Source organism: Micromonospora sp. NPDC053740 (assembly GCF_040677775.1).
Lineage (GTDB): Bacteria > Actinomycetota > Actinomycetes > Mycobacteriales > Micromonosporaceae > Micromonospora > Micromonospora alfalfae.
This window is the reverse complement of sequence record NZ_JBFASO010000001.1, coordinates 635981-651950: the sequence shown is the minus strand read 5'-3', so window position 1 is coordinate 651950 and position 15970 is coordinate 635981. Positions and strand designations below refer to the sequence as shown.

Genomic DNA, 15970 nt, shown 5'->3' with positions numbered 1-15970 from the left:
CCCTCACCGTTTCTGAAAGGACACCATGAACATCCGTAAGAGTCTCGCCGCCGTCGGCGTCGCGCTGGCCGCGACCACCTCGATCCTCAGCGTCGGATCGCCCGCGTCGGCGGCGGCCCGGGACGGGGTCTGCGAAAGCGGCGAATTCTGCTACTACTACAACAGCGACAACGCGGGGTCGATCTCGGACTTCACCGGTTCGCTCGACGACTACGGCACCGAGCAGCCCTCGTGCTACGACTTCAAGGGCGCTGGCGCGGGCAAGGGCCTGTGCATCAAGAACGAGGCCGCCTCGGTCTGGAACCGCAGCACCAAGACCGTGCGCGTCTACTTCAACAGCGGCTACGCCGGTTCCTACCAGGACTTCGCGGCCGGCGCGAAGGGCAACCTCAACGCCACGCTGAAGAACAACAACGCCTCGCACCAGTTCTCGCCGTCGACGCGCACGAACCTGTCGTACGCCCTGTACCAGGCCAGCGGCGGCACTGTCACCTGCGGCTTCGACGGTTACACCACCACGCCCGGCCGGCACGAGGGCATCGACATCGCCCGCAGCGTCGGCTCGGACGTGCGCGCCCTGGTCTCCGGAACGGTCATCTACGTCGCGCGGGGCAACACCGGCAGCGGCGGCCTGTCCACGATCTCCGTCTACAACTCCTCGCTCAACAAGTCGGTGATCTACCTGCACACCGCTCCGAAGTCCGGAGTGAGCGTGGGTGACGCCATCAGCAAGGGCGAGATCATCGCCGATGAGTCGTGGCACGGGGTGTCCTCCAGCTCGGGCGCGCACACCCACGTCGAGGTCCGGGCCGGCCGGCAGACCCATGCGGCCGTCAGCGTCGGCGACCCCACCCTTGACAACGCCGACCCGACCGCGTTCTGGAACTCCCAGGGCTACAACGAGAAGTAGGACGCCGTGAATATCCGCAAGAGCCTCGCCGTCGTCGGCGCCGTCCTCGCCATGTCCACCTCCATCCTGAGTGTCGCCTCGCCGGCAGCGGCGGCCGCACGGGACGGCGCCTGCGACAGCGGTGAGTTCTGCTACTACTACAACAGCAACCAGGCCGGCTCGGTCTCCGACTTCACCGACTCACTTGACGACTACGGCACGACCCAACCGACCTGCTACGACTTCAAGGGCGCGGGCAGCGGCAAGGGCCTGTGCGTGAAGAACAACGCCGCGTCGGTGTGGAACCGCACCGGCAAGACGGTGCGGGTCTACTTCAACAGCAACTTCGCCGGTGCGACCCAGGACTTCGCTTCTGGGGCGAAGGGCAACCTCAACGCCACGCTGAAGAACAACAACGCCTCGCACGAGTTGGTGAGCGGGCCGACGGGCTGTAGCACCGACGGCACCAACAGCAAGTTGCCGAGCACCATCCTCGTCTACCGGGTCAGTCTCGGGCGAGTCGATCGGGTCGACTTCAAGACGTACGTCAAGAACGTCCTCCCGAACGAGTGGATCACGAGCTGGCCGGCCGCCTCGCTGGACGCCGGTGCGATGGCCGTGAAGAGCTACGCCTGGTACTGGGCGTTGCACTCGACCCGGAAGACGTCCGGCGGACAGTGCTACGACGTCCGGGACGACACCGGCGACCAGGTCTACCGGCCGTCGTCGGCACAGTCGTCGACGTCCGCCGCGGTGGACCGGACCTGGTCGGCGCGGATGACCCGCAGCGGCAACATCCTGCGGGCGCACTACTGCGCGACGACGACCGCGTGCGGTGGTTGGGTGGACGGGGACTGGCTGTCGCAGTACGGCTCGCGTGATCTCGCCAACCAGGGCAAGAACTACCAGGCGATCCTGCGCTACTACTACAGCGACATCGCGCTCTCCTGAGGTGACGCACCAACCGCGCCGCCCGTCGCAGCTCTGCGGCGGGCGGCGCGCCCATGGGTACGCCCCGGCTACGCCGGCGGCTCGACCGCCTCGACGAGCACTTCGAGCACATGCCGGTACGGCTTGCCGGTGGCCCGGCTCATGCCCATCTCGCAGGTGCGGTTGCAGGAGGCGTACGCGTCGTGGTCGCGTTCATTGATCTCGGCGGCCTGCGCCGCGGTGGCGCCGGCCGTGACCTCGGGGTGCAGCAGCCCCCTGTCACCGGCGAAGGCGCAGCACCCCCAACTGTCCGGCACTGTGACGGTGTCGGCGACCGCCCCGGCCACCGCGCGCAGGTCGTCGATGCCGCCCAGATGCACAGTGGAGCAGGTGGGGTGCAGCGCCAGCGAGCCCAGTCGCCGGGGCTGCGGCAGCGCCAGCAGGAGGTGCTCGGCGGTGAAGGTCACGCTGTCGACGAAGCGCAGCGCGCCGTACCGTGCCTGGTCCTCCTCGGCCAGCGCGGCGGTCAGCTGCGTCAGCCCGTGTGTGCACGATGACGCGTCGCACACGACGGGCAGGCGACCCTCGTCGCTGGCCACCCAGAGCGCGGCCAGCGTCCGCTCAGCCATCTCACGGTGACCGGCGGGGTAACCCTTCGACTGCCACGGGGTTCCGCAGCACAGGCCCGCCGTGGCGGTCGGTACGACGAGCGGCACCCCCGCCAGTTCGCAGAGGCGCAGGAACGCCGCCGCCGTTCCGCCGGACGAGCCGTCCTCGGGTGCGAAGAGACTGCCGACGCAGGCCGCGAAGAACACCGCCTGGGCGTCCGGCGCGCTGCGCGGGGTGGGGCGGGGCGCGCCGGCGCGCGGCATGTCGTCGCTCCACAACGGCACCAGTTCGGTGGCGCCGAGCCCACGGATCACCCCGCTGGCGGCGCGGGTCACCGGCGTCGGCACGGCGTGCGCGGCGGTCAGTCCCACCCGGACGCCCGTCACGGCGGCCTTCCAGTGCCGGGCGGCGGTGCGGGCGGTCCGCTGGGCGCGAGGGCTGTGCCGCTCGGCGCGCAGCCGCTTCATCGCCGCCCCGGTGTCGATGCCGACCGGGCAGGCGGTGACGCAGAGGCTGTCCGCGGCGCAGCTGTCCACCGCGGCGTACTCGTAGTCGGCGGTCAGCTCCCGGCGGCGCTCCTCGTCACCGGCGGCGGTGGCGAGGGCGATCTGCCGTTGCAGGACGATGCGCTGGCGCGGCGTGGTGGTGACGTCGGCGGTGGGGCAGACCGGCTCGCAGTAGCCGCACTCGACGCAGGCGTCCAGCTCGGGGTCGACAGTCGGGACGGCCTTGAGCTGCCGCAGGTGCACTGTCGGGTCGTCGTTGAGCAGCACACCGGGGTTGAGCAGGCCGCTCGGGTCGCACAACCGCTTGAGTTCGCGCATCACGTCGTACAGCTCGTCGCCGTACTGCCGGCGGACGAAGGGTGCCATGGCCCGACCGGTGCCGTGTTCCGCCTTGAGTGTCCCGCCCTCGGCGAGCACCAGGTCGACCATGTCGTCGGTGAACCGGGCGTAGCGGTCGATCTCGGCCGGGGTGTCGAAGGACTGGGTCAGCATGAAGTGCAGGTTGCCGTCCCGGGCGTGTCCGAAGATCACCGCGTCCGGGTAGCCGTGCCTGTCGAACAGGCGGATCAGCCCGTCGCAGGTGCCGGTCAGGCGTGGCATCGGCACCGCGACGTCCTCCAGCAGGGCCGTGGTGCCGGGCGGGCGGGCCCCGGCGACGGCTGTGTAGAGGCCCTTGCGCAGGTGCCAGAGGTTGGCCCGTTCGCGCGGGTCGCGGGTCAGCTCGGTGCCGGTGACGGCCGGCAGCCGGTCGAGCACGGGCCGGGCGTCGGCCAGCGTCGCTGCCAACCGCTCCGCGCTGTCCTCGGCGAACTCCACCAGCAGCGCGGCGTGCCCGGTGACCGTCAGCCCGCGCAGGGCCGGAGTCGCACCCGGGTCGCGCTGACTGACCCGCAGCGCGGCCGCGTCGAGCAGCTCGGCGGTACGGGCGCCGGCGGCGAGCAGAGCCGGCAGCGCGTCGGTGGCGTCGGTGAGACCGGGCAGGATCAGCAGGCCGGTGGCGGCGTGGTCGTGGATCTCGACGGTACGGAAGACGGCCTCGGCCACGAAACCGAGCGTGCCCTCGCTGCCGATCATCAGGTGGGCGAGCATCTCGACCGGGGTGCTGTGGTCGAGCAGCGAGTTCAGCCCGTACCCCATGGTGTTCTTCATCGCGAACAGCCGCTCGATGGTGGCGCGCGAGCCGGGCGTCGATCGCACCCGGTCGCGCAGGCGCAGCAGCCCGGCGTGCAGCTCGGGTTCGTCGGCCCGCAGCCGGTCGTCGGCGTCGCGGGCGCCGGAGTCGACGACGGTGCCGGACGGGAGCACGAAACGCAGCGACTCCATGGTGCGGTACGCGTTGTCGGTGGTGCCGCAGGTCATCCCGCTGGAGTTGTTGGCCACCATGCCGCCCACGGTGCAGGCGGCCTCGCTGGCCGGGTCCGGGCCGAGGCGGCGTCGGTAGCGGGCCAGCCGGGCGTTGGCCTGCCGGATCGTCAGGCCCGGCTGGAGCCGGATGCGGCGGCCGTCGTCGAGGACCTCGGCGTGCCGCCAGTCGGTGCGGACGTCGACAAGCACGCCCGCGCCGCCGGCCTGCCCGGCGAGGCTGGTGCCGCCACCGCGCAGGGTCAGCGGCACGCCGGCCTCCCGGGCGCCGGCCATCAGCGCCCCCACCTCGGCGGCTGAGGCGGCGCGAACCACTGCCTGCGGCTCGAAGAGGTACGGCGAGGCATCGTGCGCCGCCGCCAGCCGCCGGGGCAGCTCGGCGCTGGCCCGGCTCGGGTCATCGAGGTGCGAGCGCAGCAGTTCGGCGACCGCGCGGGCGCGGGCGCCGGCCGCGCTGGGCGGCGGCACGGGTACGACGGGTCTCATCGGCGGATCCTCCCGGGAGCGTGGTCAGCCGGCCACCGGCGGCACGGCGGGACGGCCGGCGATCAGCAGTCGGCGGGGAGCGGTGCTGGCCGGAGCCGGCAGCCGCAGCGGCTGCCGGCCAGGGGTGATGCTGCCGAGCACCGAGGCGCGCCGCGCGCCGGTGCCCGAGCGCAGGGTGCCCGGCAGCCCGTGCACTGTCAGGTAGCCCAGCAGTGCGAAGGCCAGCGCCTCCTTGGCGTCCGACGCGACGCCCAGGTCGTCGCTGGAGGACAGCTGGACGCCGGACAGCTCGTCGGCGAGCATGCGCATCAGCGTCGGGTTGTGTGCGCCGCCGCCGGAGACGACGAGCCGGGTGACGCCGTGGTCGCGGCAGGCGCCGGCCACAGTGACAGCCGTCAGCCGGGTGAGCGTGGCCAACACGTCCTGCGGGTCCGGTGTGGGCGCGTCGGCGAGGGCGGCGAGCAGGTAGGGCAGATGGAACAGCTCTTTCCCGGTGCTCTTGGGGCCGGGCAGCCGGTAGTACGGCTCGTCGAGCAGCCGCCGCAGCAGGTCCGGATTCACCTGCCCGGCGGCTGCCCCGCGCCCGTCCCGGTCGTACTCCTCGGTGCCCCCGCTGAAGTGGCGGGCCGCGGCGTCGAGGAGCGCGTTCGCCGGACCGGTGTCGAAGGCTAGCGGGTCCGTGTCCGGCGCGACGACGGTGATGTTGGCGATGCCGCCCAGGTTCAGCGCGGCCGGCACGCCGGGCAGGCCACCCAGCAGCAGCGCGTCGAAGAGGGCGACCAGGGGAGCGCCCTGGCCGCCGGCTGCCACGTCGCGGCTGCGCAGGTCGGCCACGACCGGAAGGCCGCTGGCCTCCGCTATCCAGGCCGGCTGACCCAGCTGGAGAGTGCCCCGGACCGTGCCATCCTCGACCCAGTGGTGCATGGTCTGCCCGTGCGAGACGACCAGGTCGGCGGTGCCGTCGCACAGCTGGGCGAGGGCCCGCACGCCGGCCTCGGCGAAGGCCTGGCCGATGCCGGTGTCCAGCACGCAGATCGCCTCGGTGGTGGTCGCCGCGGGAGGCAGGGCCGCGGCGATCTGCGTGCGCAACTCGTCGGAGTACGGGTGGCTGAGTCGGCCCAGCGGTCGCATCCGCACAGCGTCGCCGCTCACCTCGAACTCGGCCGCCGCGGCTTCGATGCCGTCATAGGAGGTTCCGGACATCAGGCCGATCACGCGCATCACGTCCTCCTTCACGCCCGGCCGGCTGGCGCCGCCGCCGCGTCGTCGTCGACCTCGTCGGTACGTCCATGGTCGTACGGAGTCTCTGGGGCCGTGTGGAACCGGCTGGACACCGCGCCGACGACCAGGGTGATCAGGACGCCGATCGGGACCAGCCACTGCGCGGCGATGGCGGTGGCGGTGGTCGTCCCGGCCGTCGTCACATCGATCTTGACGTAGCGGACGATGTAGGTCATCACCGCGACCGTGACCAGGAAGGCGATCACCGCGTCGACCTGGTTGGCCCGCTTCACGAGGCGGCCGAGCAGGAAGGCGCCGAGCAACGCCCCGTAGGTGTAGCCGGCGATGGTCAAACCGGTCAGGTAGACGTTTCCGGTGCTGGAGCTGAACGCGCAGGCGAAGACCGCCATCAGCACCGCCCAGACCAGTGTCATCACCCGGGCGAGGCGGAGCATCGCGTCGTCGGACGGGACCTTGCGGAAGAAGCTGTGGATGAAATCGGCGACTGTGGAGTTCGACATCGAGTTCAGCGCCGAGGACAGCGAACCCATCGCGGCGCCGAGGATGCCGGCCACCAGCAGACCCGAGATGCCCACCGGCAGGGCGTGCAGGATGAAGCTCGGGTAGAGGTTGTCGCTGCTCGCCAGGCCGAGTTCCTTGAAGGTCTGACCCTTGTTGTACGACCACAGCAGCGCGCCGACCAGGGAGAACGCCGCGAACTGGATCACCACGAAGATGCCCGAGGAGATCATCGCCTTCTGCCCCTCGCGCAGCGTGCGGGTGGACAGGATGCGCTGCACGATCAGCTGGTCCGACCCGTGGCTGGCCATCGCGAAGATCGCGCCACCGATGATCGCGGTCGGCAGGGCGAACGGGCTGGTGAGCACGTGCGAGAGGGCGAAGTTGGTGTCGAAGAGCTGGAACTTGCCGGCGTCCAGCGCCTGCGAGTATCCGTCGAAGCCGACGGCGTGGCTGAGCACCGCGATGGCCAGGATCGCCCCGCCCAGGTACAGCCCCATCTGGATGGCATCGGTCCAGATGACCGCCTTGATGCCACCGAGGTAGGTGTAGACCACCGTGATGAGCGTGAGGACGATGATGATGGCCTGGTAGCCGACATTCAGCCCGAACTCGTCGAGAAGAAGCTTGATGGGGATGGCCGAGGCGAACAGCCGTACACCCTCGGCGAGCAGGCGGGTGAAGACGAACGTCACCGACGCCAGCCCCTGAAGTTTCAGGCCAAACCGCTCACCGAGGTACTGGTAGGCGCTGACGAACCCGCCCCGCTTGTAGAGCGGGATGAGCACCGCGGCCACGACGACCCGACCGATGACGTAGCCCAGGGCCAGCTCGACGTTGCCGAAGCCCTGACCGCTGTATGCGCCGCCGGGAACACTGATCACGGTCAGAACGCTTGTCTCGGTGGCAACCACTGAGAACGAGACGGTCCACCAGGGCAGTCGACCCTCGCCCACGAAGTAGTCCTTGGCGGACTTCTGTTTACCGGACAGGCGTAGTCCGACGAAGGCGATCACCACGAGGTACAGCACGATCACGACGAGGTCGAGTTGACGCACGGCTCGCTCCCAACCAGCGGTTGTCAATAAGTGACGTTGACCCACCCTAACGCGAAACTTTTTGCCACCGCCCGTCCGGGCTGGTTACGCTGTGGTTTCAGCCTGCTGATACGGGGACTGTTCGCAGCTGCGCCCTCGGCCCGGCCGCGGCGGCGGGTCGCGAGGACGCGCTCGGCGGCGAACCGCCGAGCGACCGGAGGACCTCTCCCCGCCGGCCGGCGACTGCACACCAGCGAGAGGAACGAGCACCCCGTGGACCTCAGCACCCTCGGCACCGAGACCCGCAACGACAAGACCGGCGACCTTGACCGGATGTCTCCCACCGAGCTGCTTCTCGCGATGAACGACGAGGACCAGACGGTCGCCGACGCAGTCCGCCGGGCCGTGCCGGACATCGCCGCGGCCGTCGACGTCATAGTGGCGTCGCTTCGTCAGGGCGGACGGCTGATCTACCTAGGCGCGGGCACCAGCGGCCGGATCGGCATGCTCGACGCCGTCGAGATCCCACCCACCTTCGGTACGACGCCCGAGCGGGTCGTCGGCCTGCTCGCTGGCGGGGCACGAGCCTTCGGCGTCGCCGTCGAGGGCGCGGAGGACGACCCGACCCGCGCCGTCGCCGACCTCGACGCCGTCGGCCTGACCGCCCGCGACACAGTGGTCGGGCTCGCCGCGAGTGGCCGTACCCCGTACGTGGTCGGTGGGTTGGATCACGCCCGCGCGCTTGGCGCGGCGACCGTCTCGGTGGCCTGCAACACCGACGCGGTGACCAGCCGGCACGCCGACGTCGCCATCGAGGTGCCCACCGGCCCCGAGGTGCTCACCGGCTCCACCCGGCTCAAGGCCGGCACCGCCGAGAAGCTGGTCTGCAACATGCTCTCGACCGCCACGATGGCCCGGCTCGGCAAGGTGTACGGCAATCTGATGGTGGACATGAACGCCACCAACGAGAAGCTCGTCGACCGGGCGCGTCGAATCGTCGCCGAGGCCGCCGACACCGACCTCGACACGGCGGCGCGGGCGCTCGCGGCGGCGCACGGGCACGCCAAGACGGCCATCGTGCTGCTGCTGGCGAATTGCACGGCCGAGGAGGCAGCGGCCCGGCTGCGCGCCGCCGACGACGACGTCCGGGCGGCCGTCGCGGCCTGACCGATGGGGTTCGTCGTGGCGTCGTGACCGGGTCGGGGTGAGTGGTGGCTCGTTGCCCGGCTCGGGTCAGTCCTCCAGGTCGAACGTGAAGGTGCCCGCCTCGATGCGGTCGATGAGCTGGCTGACATCGTCGGCTTGCCGGATGGCGGTGTCCCACCCGTCGCTGGCGATGTCGACAAGCAGCACCGGGGCGGGGTCACGACCCAGGTCGAGGACGAGCTGTTCCCTGGAGCCGTCACCGCCGATGATCGCGATACCGGGGTGCGCGACGGTGGCCTGGTCCCACGCCTCGTGCAGCTCGAGCATCTCGCGCGGCGAATTGAGCCACACGTAGGCCTCGGTGGTCATCCAGCCTCGCCGGAACCACGACTCGCCCTGCAGGTAGGTGCGCCACGCCTCGGGCAGCGCCCGACCCAGGGCCTCCTCCGCGTCGGTGAACTCCTCGTCGGCGACCGGGCCCCGGTACTCGGCCTCCGCGATGATCGCGCCGACGATCTGGGCGTTGAATTCGTCAAGCTCCTCGGCGGGGACCCAGTACTCCAGCACATCGCGGCCACCGGCCTGCCGCACCTCGTAGCGGTCCAGGTAGGAACGTCGCACGTCGAACCGGGTCACGTAACCGACGCCTCCGGCGGGGACGTTCCACTCGCGGGCGATCTTCGTGGCGTACCAGCGGTTGAGCACGGGGTAGAAGATCGGCTGGTCGGGCAGGCGTGGTGGCCAAGCCCGCCAGCCGGCCGCCGCCACGAGGTCAAGTTCGGCCTGGCCGGTGGGCCGCCACAGCGTGATCGTGTCGGAGGTGCTGATGGTCTGCTCCCTGTCAGTCCCGGTGATGGCGGCATGATGCCACCGCCCGACATTCTGGTGGTACGGGTTCCCCGGGTGGGGCCGCGGCTCGTGCCGGTGGCGATCACCTCTGTCGATGTCCAGAATGTCGGCGTCGATCAGCACTGCGTCTGGGTCGAGAAGCCAGATTGACGAAGCGCCCCATCCACAGTGGACGGGGCGCTTCGCGGTGTCAGTGGAGCTGTGTGTCCGGAACCGTTCGGTCCTCGTCCGCGTCGCCGTCGGAGGAGTTGGCCAGCTCGATCCGGGGGGACCGATCCGGCGGGAGGTGGGCGAAGTCGGCGATGACGACGACATCCACCTCTCCGTCGATCATCGTCTGCTCGACGGTCTCCCACGAGGCCCGCATGATTCCTGCGAATCGGTAGGAGTGTCGGTGAAGGTGGCTGAGACACCTCGCGACGGCGGGCTCCGACGGCTCGATGTGGGCGGGGATCCAGATAACGGCGATTTCCATGAACCTCTCCTGATCAACGTCGTGGACGCGAGTGGGTGATCAGGAGTTGCCGGGGCGGGGGAGGACCCCGCTCGACGGGACGGCTGGTAGCGCGCATGTCGACGGCGGTGACGGTGAGCCCTGGCCGCAGCGGCGAGTTGGGCGGCGACGCTTCGGCTGTTGACGTGGGTGAATCAGCGCCGCCGGCGCCGACGCCGGTCGGCGCGGACGCGAGCGCCAACACGAACGCCGGTGGCCCCGGCGCGGGACGGGCAGGCGGGTTGGGCCGCTGTCCGGTGACGGCGGTCATCGTCGCCCGCGCCTGCTTCGACGCCCGGCCATCGGACGTGCCGTGGCCGGCGTCCCGGCGCGTCGTCGCCAACACCCGTGCCGACGATGCCGGCGACGGACGTGCGGCAACGCGTGCCCCTGAGGACGCCGAGGTCGACGCAGGTGTGGCCTGCGGCGATCGGGTACGGGCCGGCCGACTTGGCCGGACGGTGGAGGGTGTGGCCGACGCCGTCGGCAGCGGAACGGCCGTCGGCAGCGGAACGGCCGTCGGCAGCGGAACGGCCGTCGGCAGCGGAACGGCCGTCGGCAGCGGAACGGCCGTCGGCAGGGGAACGGCCGACGGCAGCGGCAGGGGGTCCGTCGTCGGCAGCGGCAGCGGCAGGGAGACGACCGCTGTCGGCAGGGGCGGGGGGACGGTCAGCTCCACCTCGACCACGTCGGCCACCGAAACCTTGATGGCCTCCGGCGAGGTGGCGATCTCCACCAGCGGGAGACGCGGCGGCGACGGGGTGTCTGCGTGAGCGGGGTTGGCACCCAGTCCCGCGCCGAGCGCCACCGCGCCGAGCGCCACCGCGCCGAGCGCCACCGGGGGGAGGCTGTGCCTCAGCCGCATCAGACGGAGGCCGGCGGCAGTGGGGTCGTCAGGCCTGCCCGGCCCGGCTCACCGGTGCGGTGCCACCGGCCGAGCTGTTGCCCCTCGCGCCCTGCCGTTACCTCCATGCGCGGGTTCTTGCCCCGGGGAACCGTGGGCTACACCCTCTGTCGATATCTCCGGTGACCGATGTGGACCGACCGGGAGCCGAGCTGGTCGGTTCACACCCGGGCCACGGTGGGTGTCGGGGTGGGGTCGAGCGGCAGGTCACGCATTCGGCGGATCGGCGTCGACAGGTAGATGATCGGGGACAGCACAGTGAGCGCACCGAAGATCAGCAGGGTGGTCCGGGCGCCGAGTGGCCCGGCCAGGATGCCGGCGAGCAGGGCGCCGACCGGGATGGCGCCCCAGGAGACGAACTTGACAGTGGCGATCACCCGGGACAGCAGCTCCGGTGGGCTGGCGAGCATTCGGTACGTGCGGGTGGTCACGCTGAGCACCACAGTGGAGCTGGCCAGGATGACGTTTCCGATGGCGAAGGCCAGGAATGCGGCGGCGCCGGTGCCCAGCGGGATGATGAGCGCGCCGCCCACGCTGACGACGGCCGCGATGATGAGGCCACGCGCGGTGCCGAAACGATCGGTGAAGCGGGTGGTCAGCGCGGCGCCGATGAGCGAGCCGAGGCCGTCGGCGGCGATCAACAGCCCGATCATGAGCGGCGGGGCGTGCAGCTCACGCGCCAGGTACAACGGGAACAGGGCGAGCATGGCGCCGCTGACGAAGTTCGTCGCGGTGGCGTCCCACATGGCCGGTCCGATGATCGGGTGCCGGAGCACGAAGTGCCAGCCCTCGCGGATCATCGTGACCATCGGCGGCCGCTCGGCCGGTCGCTGCACCCGCCGGGCCGGCAGGGTGCGCAGCAACGTGGCGGAGAGCAGGTAGCTGACGGCGTCCACGAACAGCGTCGGCACCGCACCCAGCACCTGCACCGCGAGACCGCCCAGGGATGGCCCGCCCAGCGCGGTGGCGGCATGCGTGCCGGAGGTGAGGCTGTTGCGGGCCTGCAACTGTGCGGCCGGGACGATCTCCGGCAGGAAGGTCTGGTTCGCCACGTCGAACAGCACGTTGGCGAAGCTCACCACCAGGGCGACAGCGATCAGCTGGGCCACCGTCAGCATGTCGAACCACCAGGCCATCGGGACCGACGCGATGGCGAGGGCCCGGACCAGATCCAGGGCGACCTGCATGCCGCGCAGTGGCAGGCGCTGCACGATCACGCCGGCCGGCAGGCTGATCAGCAGGTACGCCAGATAGCCCGCCGCCGTGATCAGACCCATCTCGAAGGCCGACGCGTGGAGCACTGTCAGCGCGGTCAGCGGTAGCGCCAGTGTGCCGACCGCCGAGCCGAGTTGGCTGGTCGTGCCGGCGACCCACCACCGCCAGAATGCAGTAAGTCCCATAATGGAACTCACTATAGGGGCGTACGGGAGGCGGCGTCGACCCCGTCGATGCGGGATCGACCGAGAACGTGCCGCCTATCCCGCTCGGCGCACCATTTCGCTGATCCAGGTGGGCGCGAACGGAGACGTACAGCCGGGGGAGGTGGGGTAGTCCCTGAGCACCTGGAGGCGTTCGCCGATGTCGATCGCCTGGGCGCGGTGCTCGGCGTGCGCGATGCCGATCTGCGCCAGGCAGTGGTTCATCGCCCACTGCAGGCGATCCGGCGCGTCCTTCATCTCGGCCTCGATCACAGTGAGCAGCCCCGGGAGGTCGAGACTCTCGGGCTTCTTCGTCACGCGTTCGGTGGTCAGCGCCCAGCCGGCACTCGCGACCACGGGATCCGGGTCGGCGAACCAGGCCAGCCGCAGTTCCTCGGAGTGCGGGCTCTTCTTCACCACGTAGTTCAGGAGCCAGTCGTGCACCTTCGGGGCGCGCGCCTCGCGCAACATGACGTCCAACTCGTCCCGCTCGAACGCCCGGGGACGGCAGATCAGGATCGCCAGCAGCCGCGCCGAGGCGTCACCCGTCGCCCAGAGCTGGCGTGCGAGATCGTGCTGCGTCTTCAGCCGCTTCGCCAGCGCCCGAAGCGCGCCGAGGTGCACACCATGATCGTCGCCGTGTCTGGCGTTCACCTCCCGTGCCTTCGGGTCCTCCAGCGCGACCAGTTCGGCCGTCACCTCGGCCAGCATCGTGGTAGCCATCGCAGCCTCCTGCCCATCGGAACGGGACGTTTCACACTCGCGTAACGGGTATCCAGGCGTACCAGTGCGACCGGCGGTGAACAGCTTCACGGAGTGAGGGGGCACCTATCATGCCTGATCCACAGCCCACCATCGTGCTCGTGCACGGCGCGTTCGCCGAGTCGGCGAGCTGGAACGGTGTGCTTGAGCGGCTGGGTTCGGCGTACAACTCGGTGGCCGTCGCGAACCCGCTGCGCAGCGTCGCGGGCGACGCCGCGTACGTGCGGGATGTCGTCCGGGGGATCGGCGGTCCTGTCGTCCTCGTCGGCCACTCGTACGGGGGCATGGTGATCACGCAGGCCGCGGCCGACGACACCTCGGTGCGGGCCCTCGTGTACGTCAACGCCTTAGCCCCGGACACCGGTGAGTCGGCATTGATGCTGTCGGCGAAGTTCCCCGGCAGCACCCTCGCCGACACGCTGGTGCAGTACCCGGTGTCCACCGGCGGCAACGAGGTGGCGATCGGCCAGGACCAGTACCACGCGCAGTTCTGCGCGGACGCGTCGGACGACATGGCCGCGCTGATGGCCCGGACCCAGCGGCCGATCACCGAAGAGGGCCTGGGCGGCAAGCTCACCGGCGACCCCGCCTGGCGATCGCTGCCGAGCTGGTTCGTGTTCGGGGACGCTGACAAGAACATCCCGGTCGACGCACACCGTTTCATGGCCGAGCGGGCCAACCCCCGGGGGCAACGCGAGATCGTCGGTGGATCGCACGCGATGGCGGTGGCCCGGCCGAGCGAGGTCGCCGAGACGATCATCGAGGCGGTTCGGGGCGTGAGCTGACGGTTCGGACGGCCGGTTGGCGGTGGGCCGACGACGAGAGGTCGCCGGCCCACCCCTGCCTGCTGGCCTACCGAACCCGTAGTTGCTGTTGGACCGCTGCGGTGGGGGCGTGGGCCGGGTCACCGGAGTAGGCGACGTGCACCGGGTACACCCCTGCGGGCAGCCCGTCGGTCGGCAGCTCGACGACGGCCGCGCCACCGCGGAGCGGAACCACCCGGGTGGTTCCGCCGAAGGTGACGGAGATTTCGCCGGTCACCTTCGGAGCCTTCCGGTGCGCAGACTGTGCCCGTACGTCGACGGTCAGCGTGAACGTGCCACCGTGCACGACCGAGGCCGGCGTGGCCTTCGCCTTCACCGCGACCCGTGCCGGGCCCGCCGGCGTCAGGGTGACCTGGGCCGAGCGGAACTTGCTCGGATCGACCACCGACGTCGCCACGACGGTGAGCGAGGACGCGGTCTCCGCTGCGGCGACCGTGAGCAGCCCCGTCGCGGAGATACTGGTGCCGGTGGAGGTCGCACCCTGCACCGACCACGTCACCGCCGGGCTCACACCCTCGTTGGTGGTCACCTGGGCGGTGAACTGCCTTTCCCAGTTCCAGCCCTTCGTCAGGTTCACCGTCGCGGGCGTCACCGACACGGAGTCGACCCCCGACCACAGGTGGTCCCGGGCGAAGATGGTGAACAGTTGGCCGGCCGTCATCCCGTCGTGCGCGCCGGGGACCTGGGTCGTCGCGGCTGCGTAGCCCCGGGCCCGGAAGTTGTCAGCGATGGCGTTCTGGGCGTTGAGGTTGCCCTCGAAGACGCCGTTGCCGAGGAAGACGGAGAGGTCATCGTCCCCGACCGCGTTCGCGATGGTGTCGTAGTCCTGGGTGGTGAGCGACGGGTTGCCGGAGAAGTGTCCGTAGAACGCGAAGGTGGTCGGGTAGTTCCTGATGACGACGCCGCCCGTCATCCCGCCGTACGAGAACCCGGCGTAGGCCCGCCCGGAGCGCTCGGTCGAGACGTTGTAGCTGCTCTCGATGAGGGGCAGGATCGTCTGGACCAGGTTGTTGGCCGCGTTGGTCTGGTTGTAGGACGCGAAGCCGAGGCTGGTGCCGGTGAAGTGGTTGCCCATGGTGACGACCACCGTCGGCTCGATCTCGCCCCTGGCCGTCATGTTGTCCAGGATGTTCGGGACGTTCGCGGGGACCATGAAGTCGGTCTCGTCGCCGAAGATGCCGTGGGCGAGATACGCGACCTTGTACGGCTCCGCGCGGTTGGCGTCGTAGTTGGCCGGCAGGTAGACGCCGAGGTAGTGGCCGCTGTCGCCCAGGATCGTGGTGTACGGGATGTACTGGACGGTTCCTCGCTTCGCGCGGTCGGCCACCGGCAACTCGTAGTCCGCACGCGCCTTCAGCACCGGGTCGTTCTGCTTCTTGGCGTACGGCACGTGCACGGCATCGAGCACGTCGTTGTTCCTGACCCGGAACGAGGACTCGCCCGGCGGGCGAGGGTTCGTCGAGGCGGGGTCCCAGATGCGCTTGTTCTCCCAGCCCTGGGTCGGGTCCCAGACCCGGTACCAGTAGCTGAGGCCTCCGGCGTGCAGCGGGACCGAGACCGACCAGTTTCCCTTCGGGTCCCTGGTCATGTCCCGGAGGAACTCGGTGCCGCCCGCGTGGTAGCGCCCCGGCTGCCACTCTTCCGGCTGGTAGCGCGTGGTGCCGGTGTTGACGTCGAGCAGTGTCAGATCCCCGGCGAGGCGGACCTGGGTGGCGTGGGGATTACGGTAGACGAACGTGACCGTGTATCCGGTCGGTGAGCTGCGGTCCGCGTTGACCGTCGCGCCCGGCACGGGCGCGGGCCTGCCGGCGGCGGCAGCCGGCGTGGGGAGGACGGCCCCCGCACCGAGTGCTGTGAGCGCGAGGATCGAGATCGCAAGCCGGAGCCTGCGTCTTCCGGTCGTTTCCCTCATGCGCGAAGACTCCTTTGTGGTGGTCGCTCGTCGCGGTCTGGTCCGGTGCTGGGAGTTGAGGGCTCTGATGACAGCTAAATCGAATTAGCATCGGGAGTGTGAC

At 70.4% G+C, this 15970-nt stretch carries 12 protein-coding genes and 1 pseudogene; 4 read left to right on the top strand and 9 right to left on the bottom strand.

Annotated features, from left to right (window positions below; translation table 11 throughout):
• Positions 1 to 25: 25 nt before the first annotated feature.
• Positions 26 to 910, top strand: coding sequence for a peptidase inhibitor family I36 protein (locus AB0K35_RS02860; RefSeq protein ID WP_238667862.1), 885 nt, complete (start codon positions 26 to 28; stop codon positions 908 to 910).
• Between the two features lie 6 nt (positions 911 to 916).
• On the top strand, positions 917 to 1840 hold the full coding sequence (locus tag AB0K35_RS02855) for a SpoIID/LytB domain-containing protein (RefSeq protein WP_357360309.1): 924 nt from the start codon (positions 917 to 919) through the stop codon (positions 1838 to 1840).
• Between the two features lie 68 nt (positions 1841 to 1908).
• Here the strand turns inward: AB0K35_RS02855 and AB0K35_RS02850 are convergent, their stop codons facing one another.
• Genes AB0K35_RS02850 through AB0K35_RS02840 form a run of 3 tightly spaced genes read right to left on the bottom strand, consistent with a single transcriptional unit; the run spans position 1909 to position 7580 of the window.
• The gene (locus AB0K35_RS02850; RefSeq protein WP_363883310.1) at positions 1909 to 4782 is read right to left on the bottom strand and encodes an FAD-binding and (Fe-S)-binding domain-containing protein; all 2874 of its coding nucleotides are present in this window, start codon (positions 4780 to 4782) and stop codon (positions 1909 to 1911) included.
• 24 nt (positions 4783 to 4806) lie between these two features.
• Positions 4807 to 6003 (bottom strand): anhydro-N-acetylmuramic acid kinase, encoded by a 1197-nt coding sequence (locus AB0K35_RS02845; RefSeq protein ID WP_363883308.1) that lies wholly within the window; start codon positions 6001 to 6003, stop codon positions 4807 to 4809.
• 11 nt (positions 6004 to 6014) lie between these two features.
• A complete protein-coding gene (locus AB0K35_RS02840) occupies positions 6015 to 7580 on the bottom strand; it encodes a sodium:solute symporter (protein WP_238667858.1) in 1566 nt (521 codons plus the stop codon).
• A gap of 252 nt (positions 7581 to 7832) precedes the next feature.
• Between AB0K35_RS02840 and murQ the strand changes: the two genes are divergently transcribed.
• Positions 7833 to 8726, top strand: a complete 894-nt coding sequence (gene murQ / locus AB0K35_RS02835) for an N-acetylmuramic acid 6-phosphate etherase (RefSeq protein WP_238667857.1) — start codon at positions 7833 to 7835, stop codon at positions 8724 to 8726.
• A 480-nt stretch (positions 8727 to 9206) separates the two neighbouring features.
• Here murQ and AB0K35_RS02830 read toward each other — a convergent pair.
• From AB0K35_RS02830 to AB0K35_RS02810, 5 genes and pseudogenes are all read right to left on the bottom strand, one after another.
• Positions 9207 to 9533: pseudogene (locus AB0K35_RS02830) on the bottom strand (ADP-ribosylation/crystallin J1); the annotation flags it as partial.
• A gap of 211 nt (positions 9534 to 9744) precedes the next feature.
• Positions 9745 to 10029, bottom strand: a complete 285-nt coding sequence (locus AB0K35_RS02825) for a hypothetical protein (protein ID WP_238667856.1) — start codon at positions 10027 to 10029, stop codon at positions 9745 to 9747.
• 13 nt (positions 10030 to 10042) lie between these two features.
• Positions 10043 to 10885 (bottom strand): hypothetical protein, encoded by an 843-nt coding sequence (locus AB0K35_RS02820; RefSeq protein WP_363883305.1) that lies wholly within the window; start codon positions 10883 to 10885, stop codon positions 10043 to 10045.
• A 227-nt stretch (positions 10886 to 11112) separates the two neighbouring features.
• A complete protein-coding gene (locus tag AB0K35_RS02815) occupies positions 11113 to 12351 on the bottom strand; it encodes an MFS transporter (protein WP_363883303.1) in 1239 nt (412 codons plus the stop codon).
• A gap of 75 nt (positions 12352 to 12426) precedes the next feature.
• Positions 12427 to 13092 carry a DNA alkylation repair protein gene (locus AB0K35_RS02810; protein ID WP_363883301.1) on the bottom strand — a complete coding sequence of 222 codons (666 nt, stop codon included), beginning with the start codon at positions 13090 to 13092 and terminating at the stop codon, positions 12427 to 12429.
• Between the two features lie 110 nt (positions 13093 to 13202).
• On the opposite strand from AB0K35_RS02810, the gene AB0K35_RS02805 reads away from it, so the two are divergent.
• Positions 13203 to 13916, top strand: coding sequence for an alpha/beta hydrolase (locus AB0K35_RS02805; RefSeq protein ID WP_238667852.1), 714 nt, complete (start codon positions 13203 to 13205; stop codon positions 13914 to 13916).
• A gap of 67 nt (positions 13917 to 13983) precedes the next feature.
• Here the strand turns inward: AB0K35_RS02805 and AB0K35_RS02800 are convergent, their stop codons facing one another.
• Entirely contained in the window at positions 13984 to 15867 is a 1884-nt protein-coding gene (locus AB0K35_RS02800; protein ID WP_363883298.1) for an alpha/beta hydrolase-fold protein, read from the bottom strand.
• Positions 15868 to 15970 lie beyond the last annotated feature (103 nt).

Coding starts and splice junctions, on each gene's coding strand:
- AB0K35_RS02860 (WP_238667862.1), top strand. CDS start 26: ATGAACATCCGTAAGAGTCTCGCCGCCGTCGGCGTCGCGCTGGCCGCG.
- AB0K35_RS02850 (WP_363883310.1), bottom strand. CDS start 4,782: ATGAGACCCGTCGTACCCGTGCCGCCGCCCAGCGCGGCCGGCGCCCGC.
- AB0K35_RS02845 (WP_363883308.1), bottom strand. CDS start 6,003: ATGCGCGTGATCGGCCTGATGTCCGGAACCTCCTATGACGGCATCGAA.
- AB0K35_RS02825 (WP_238667856.1), bottom strand. CDS start 10,029: ATGGAAATCGCCGTTATCTGGATCCCCGCCCACATCGAGCCGTCGGAG.
- AB0K35_RS02815 (WP_363883303.1), bottom strand. CDS start 12,351: ATGGGACTTACTGCATTCTGGCGGTGGTGGGTCGCCGGCACGACCAGC.
- AB0K35_RS02810 (WP_363883301.1), bottom strand. CDS start 13,092: ATGGCTACCACGATGCTGGCCGAGGTGACGGCCGAACTGGTCGCGCTG.
- AB0K35_RS02805 (WP_238667852.1), top strand. CDS start 13,203: ATGCCTGATCCACAGCCCACCATCGTGCTCGTGCACGGCGCGTTCGCC.
- AB0K35_RS02800 (WP_363883298.1), bottom strand. CDS start 15,867: ATGAGGGAAACGACCGGAAGACGCAGGCTCCGGCTTGCGATCTCGATC.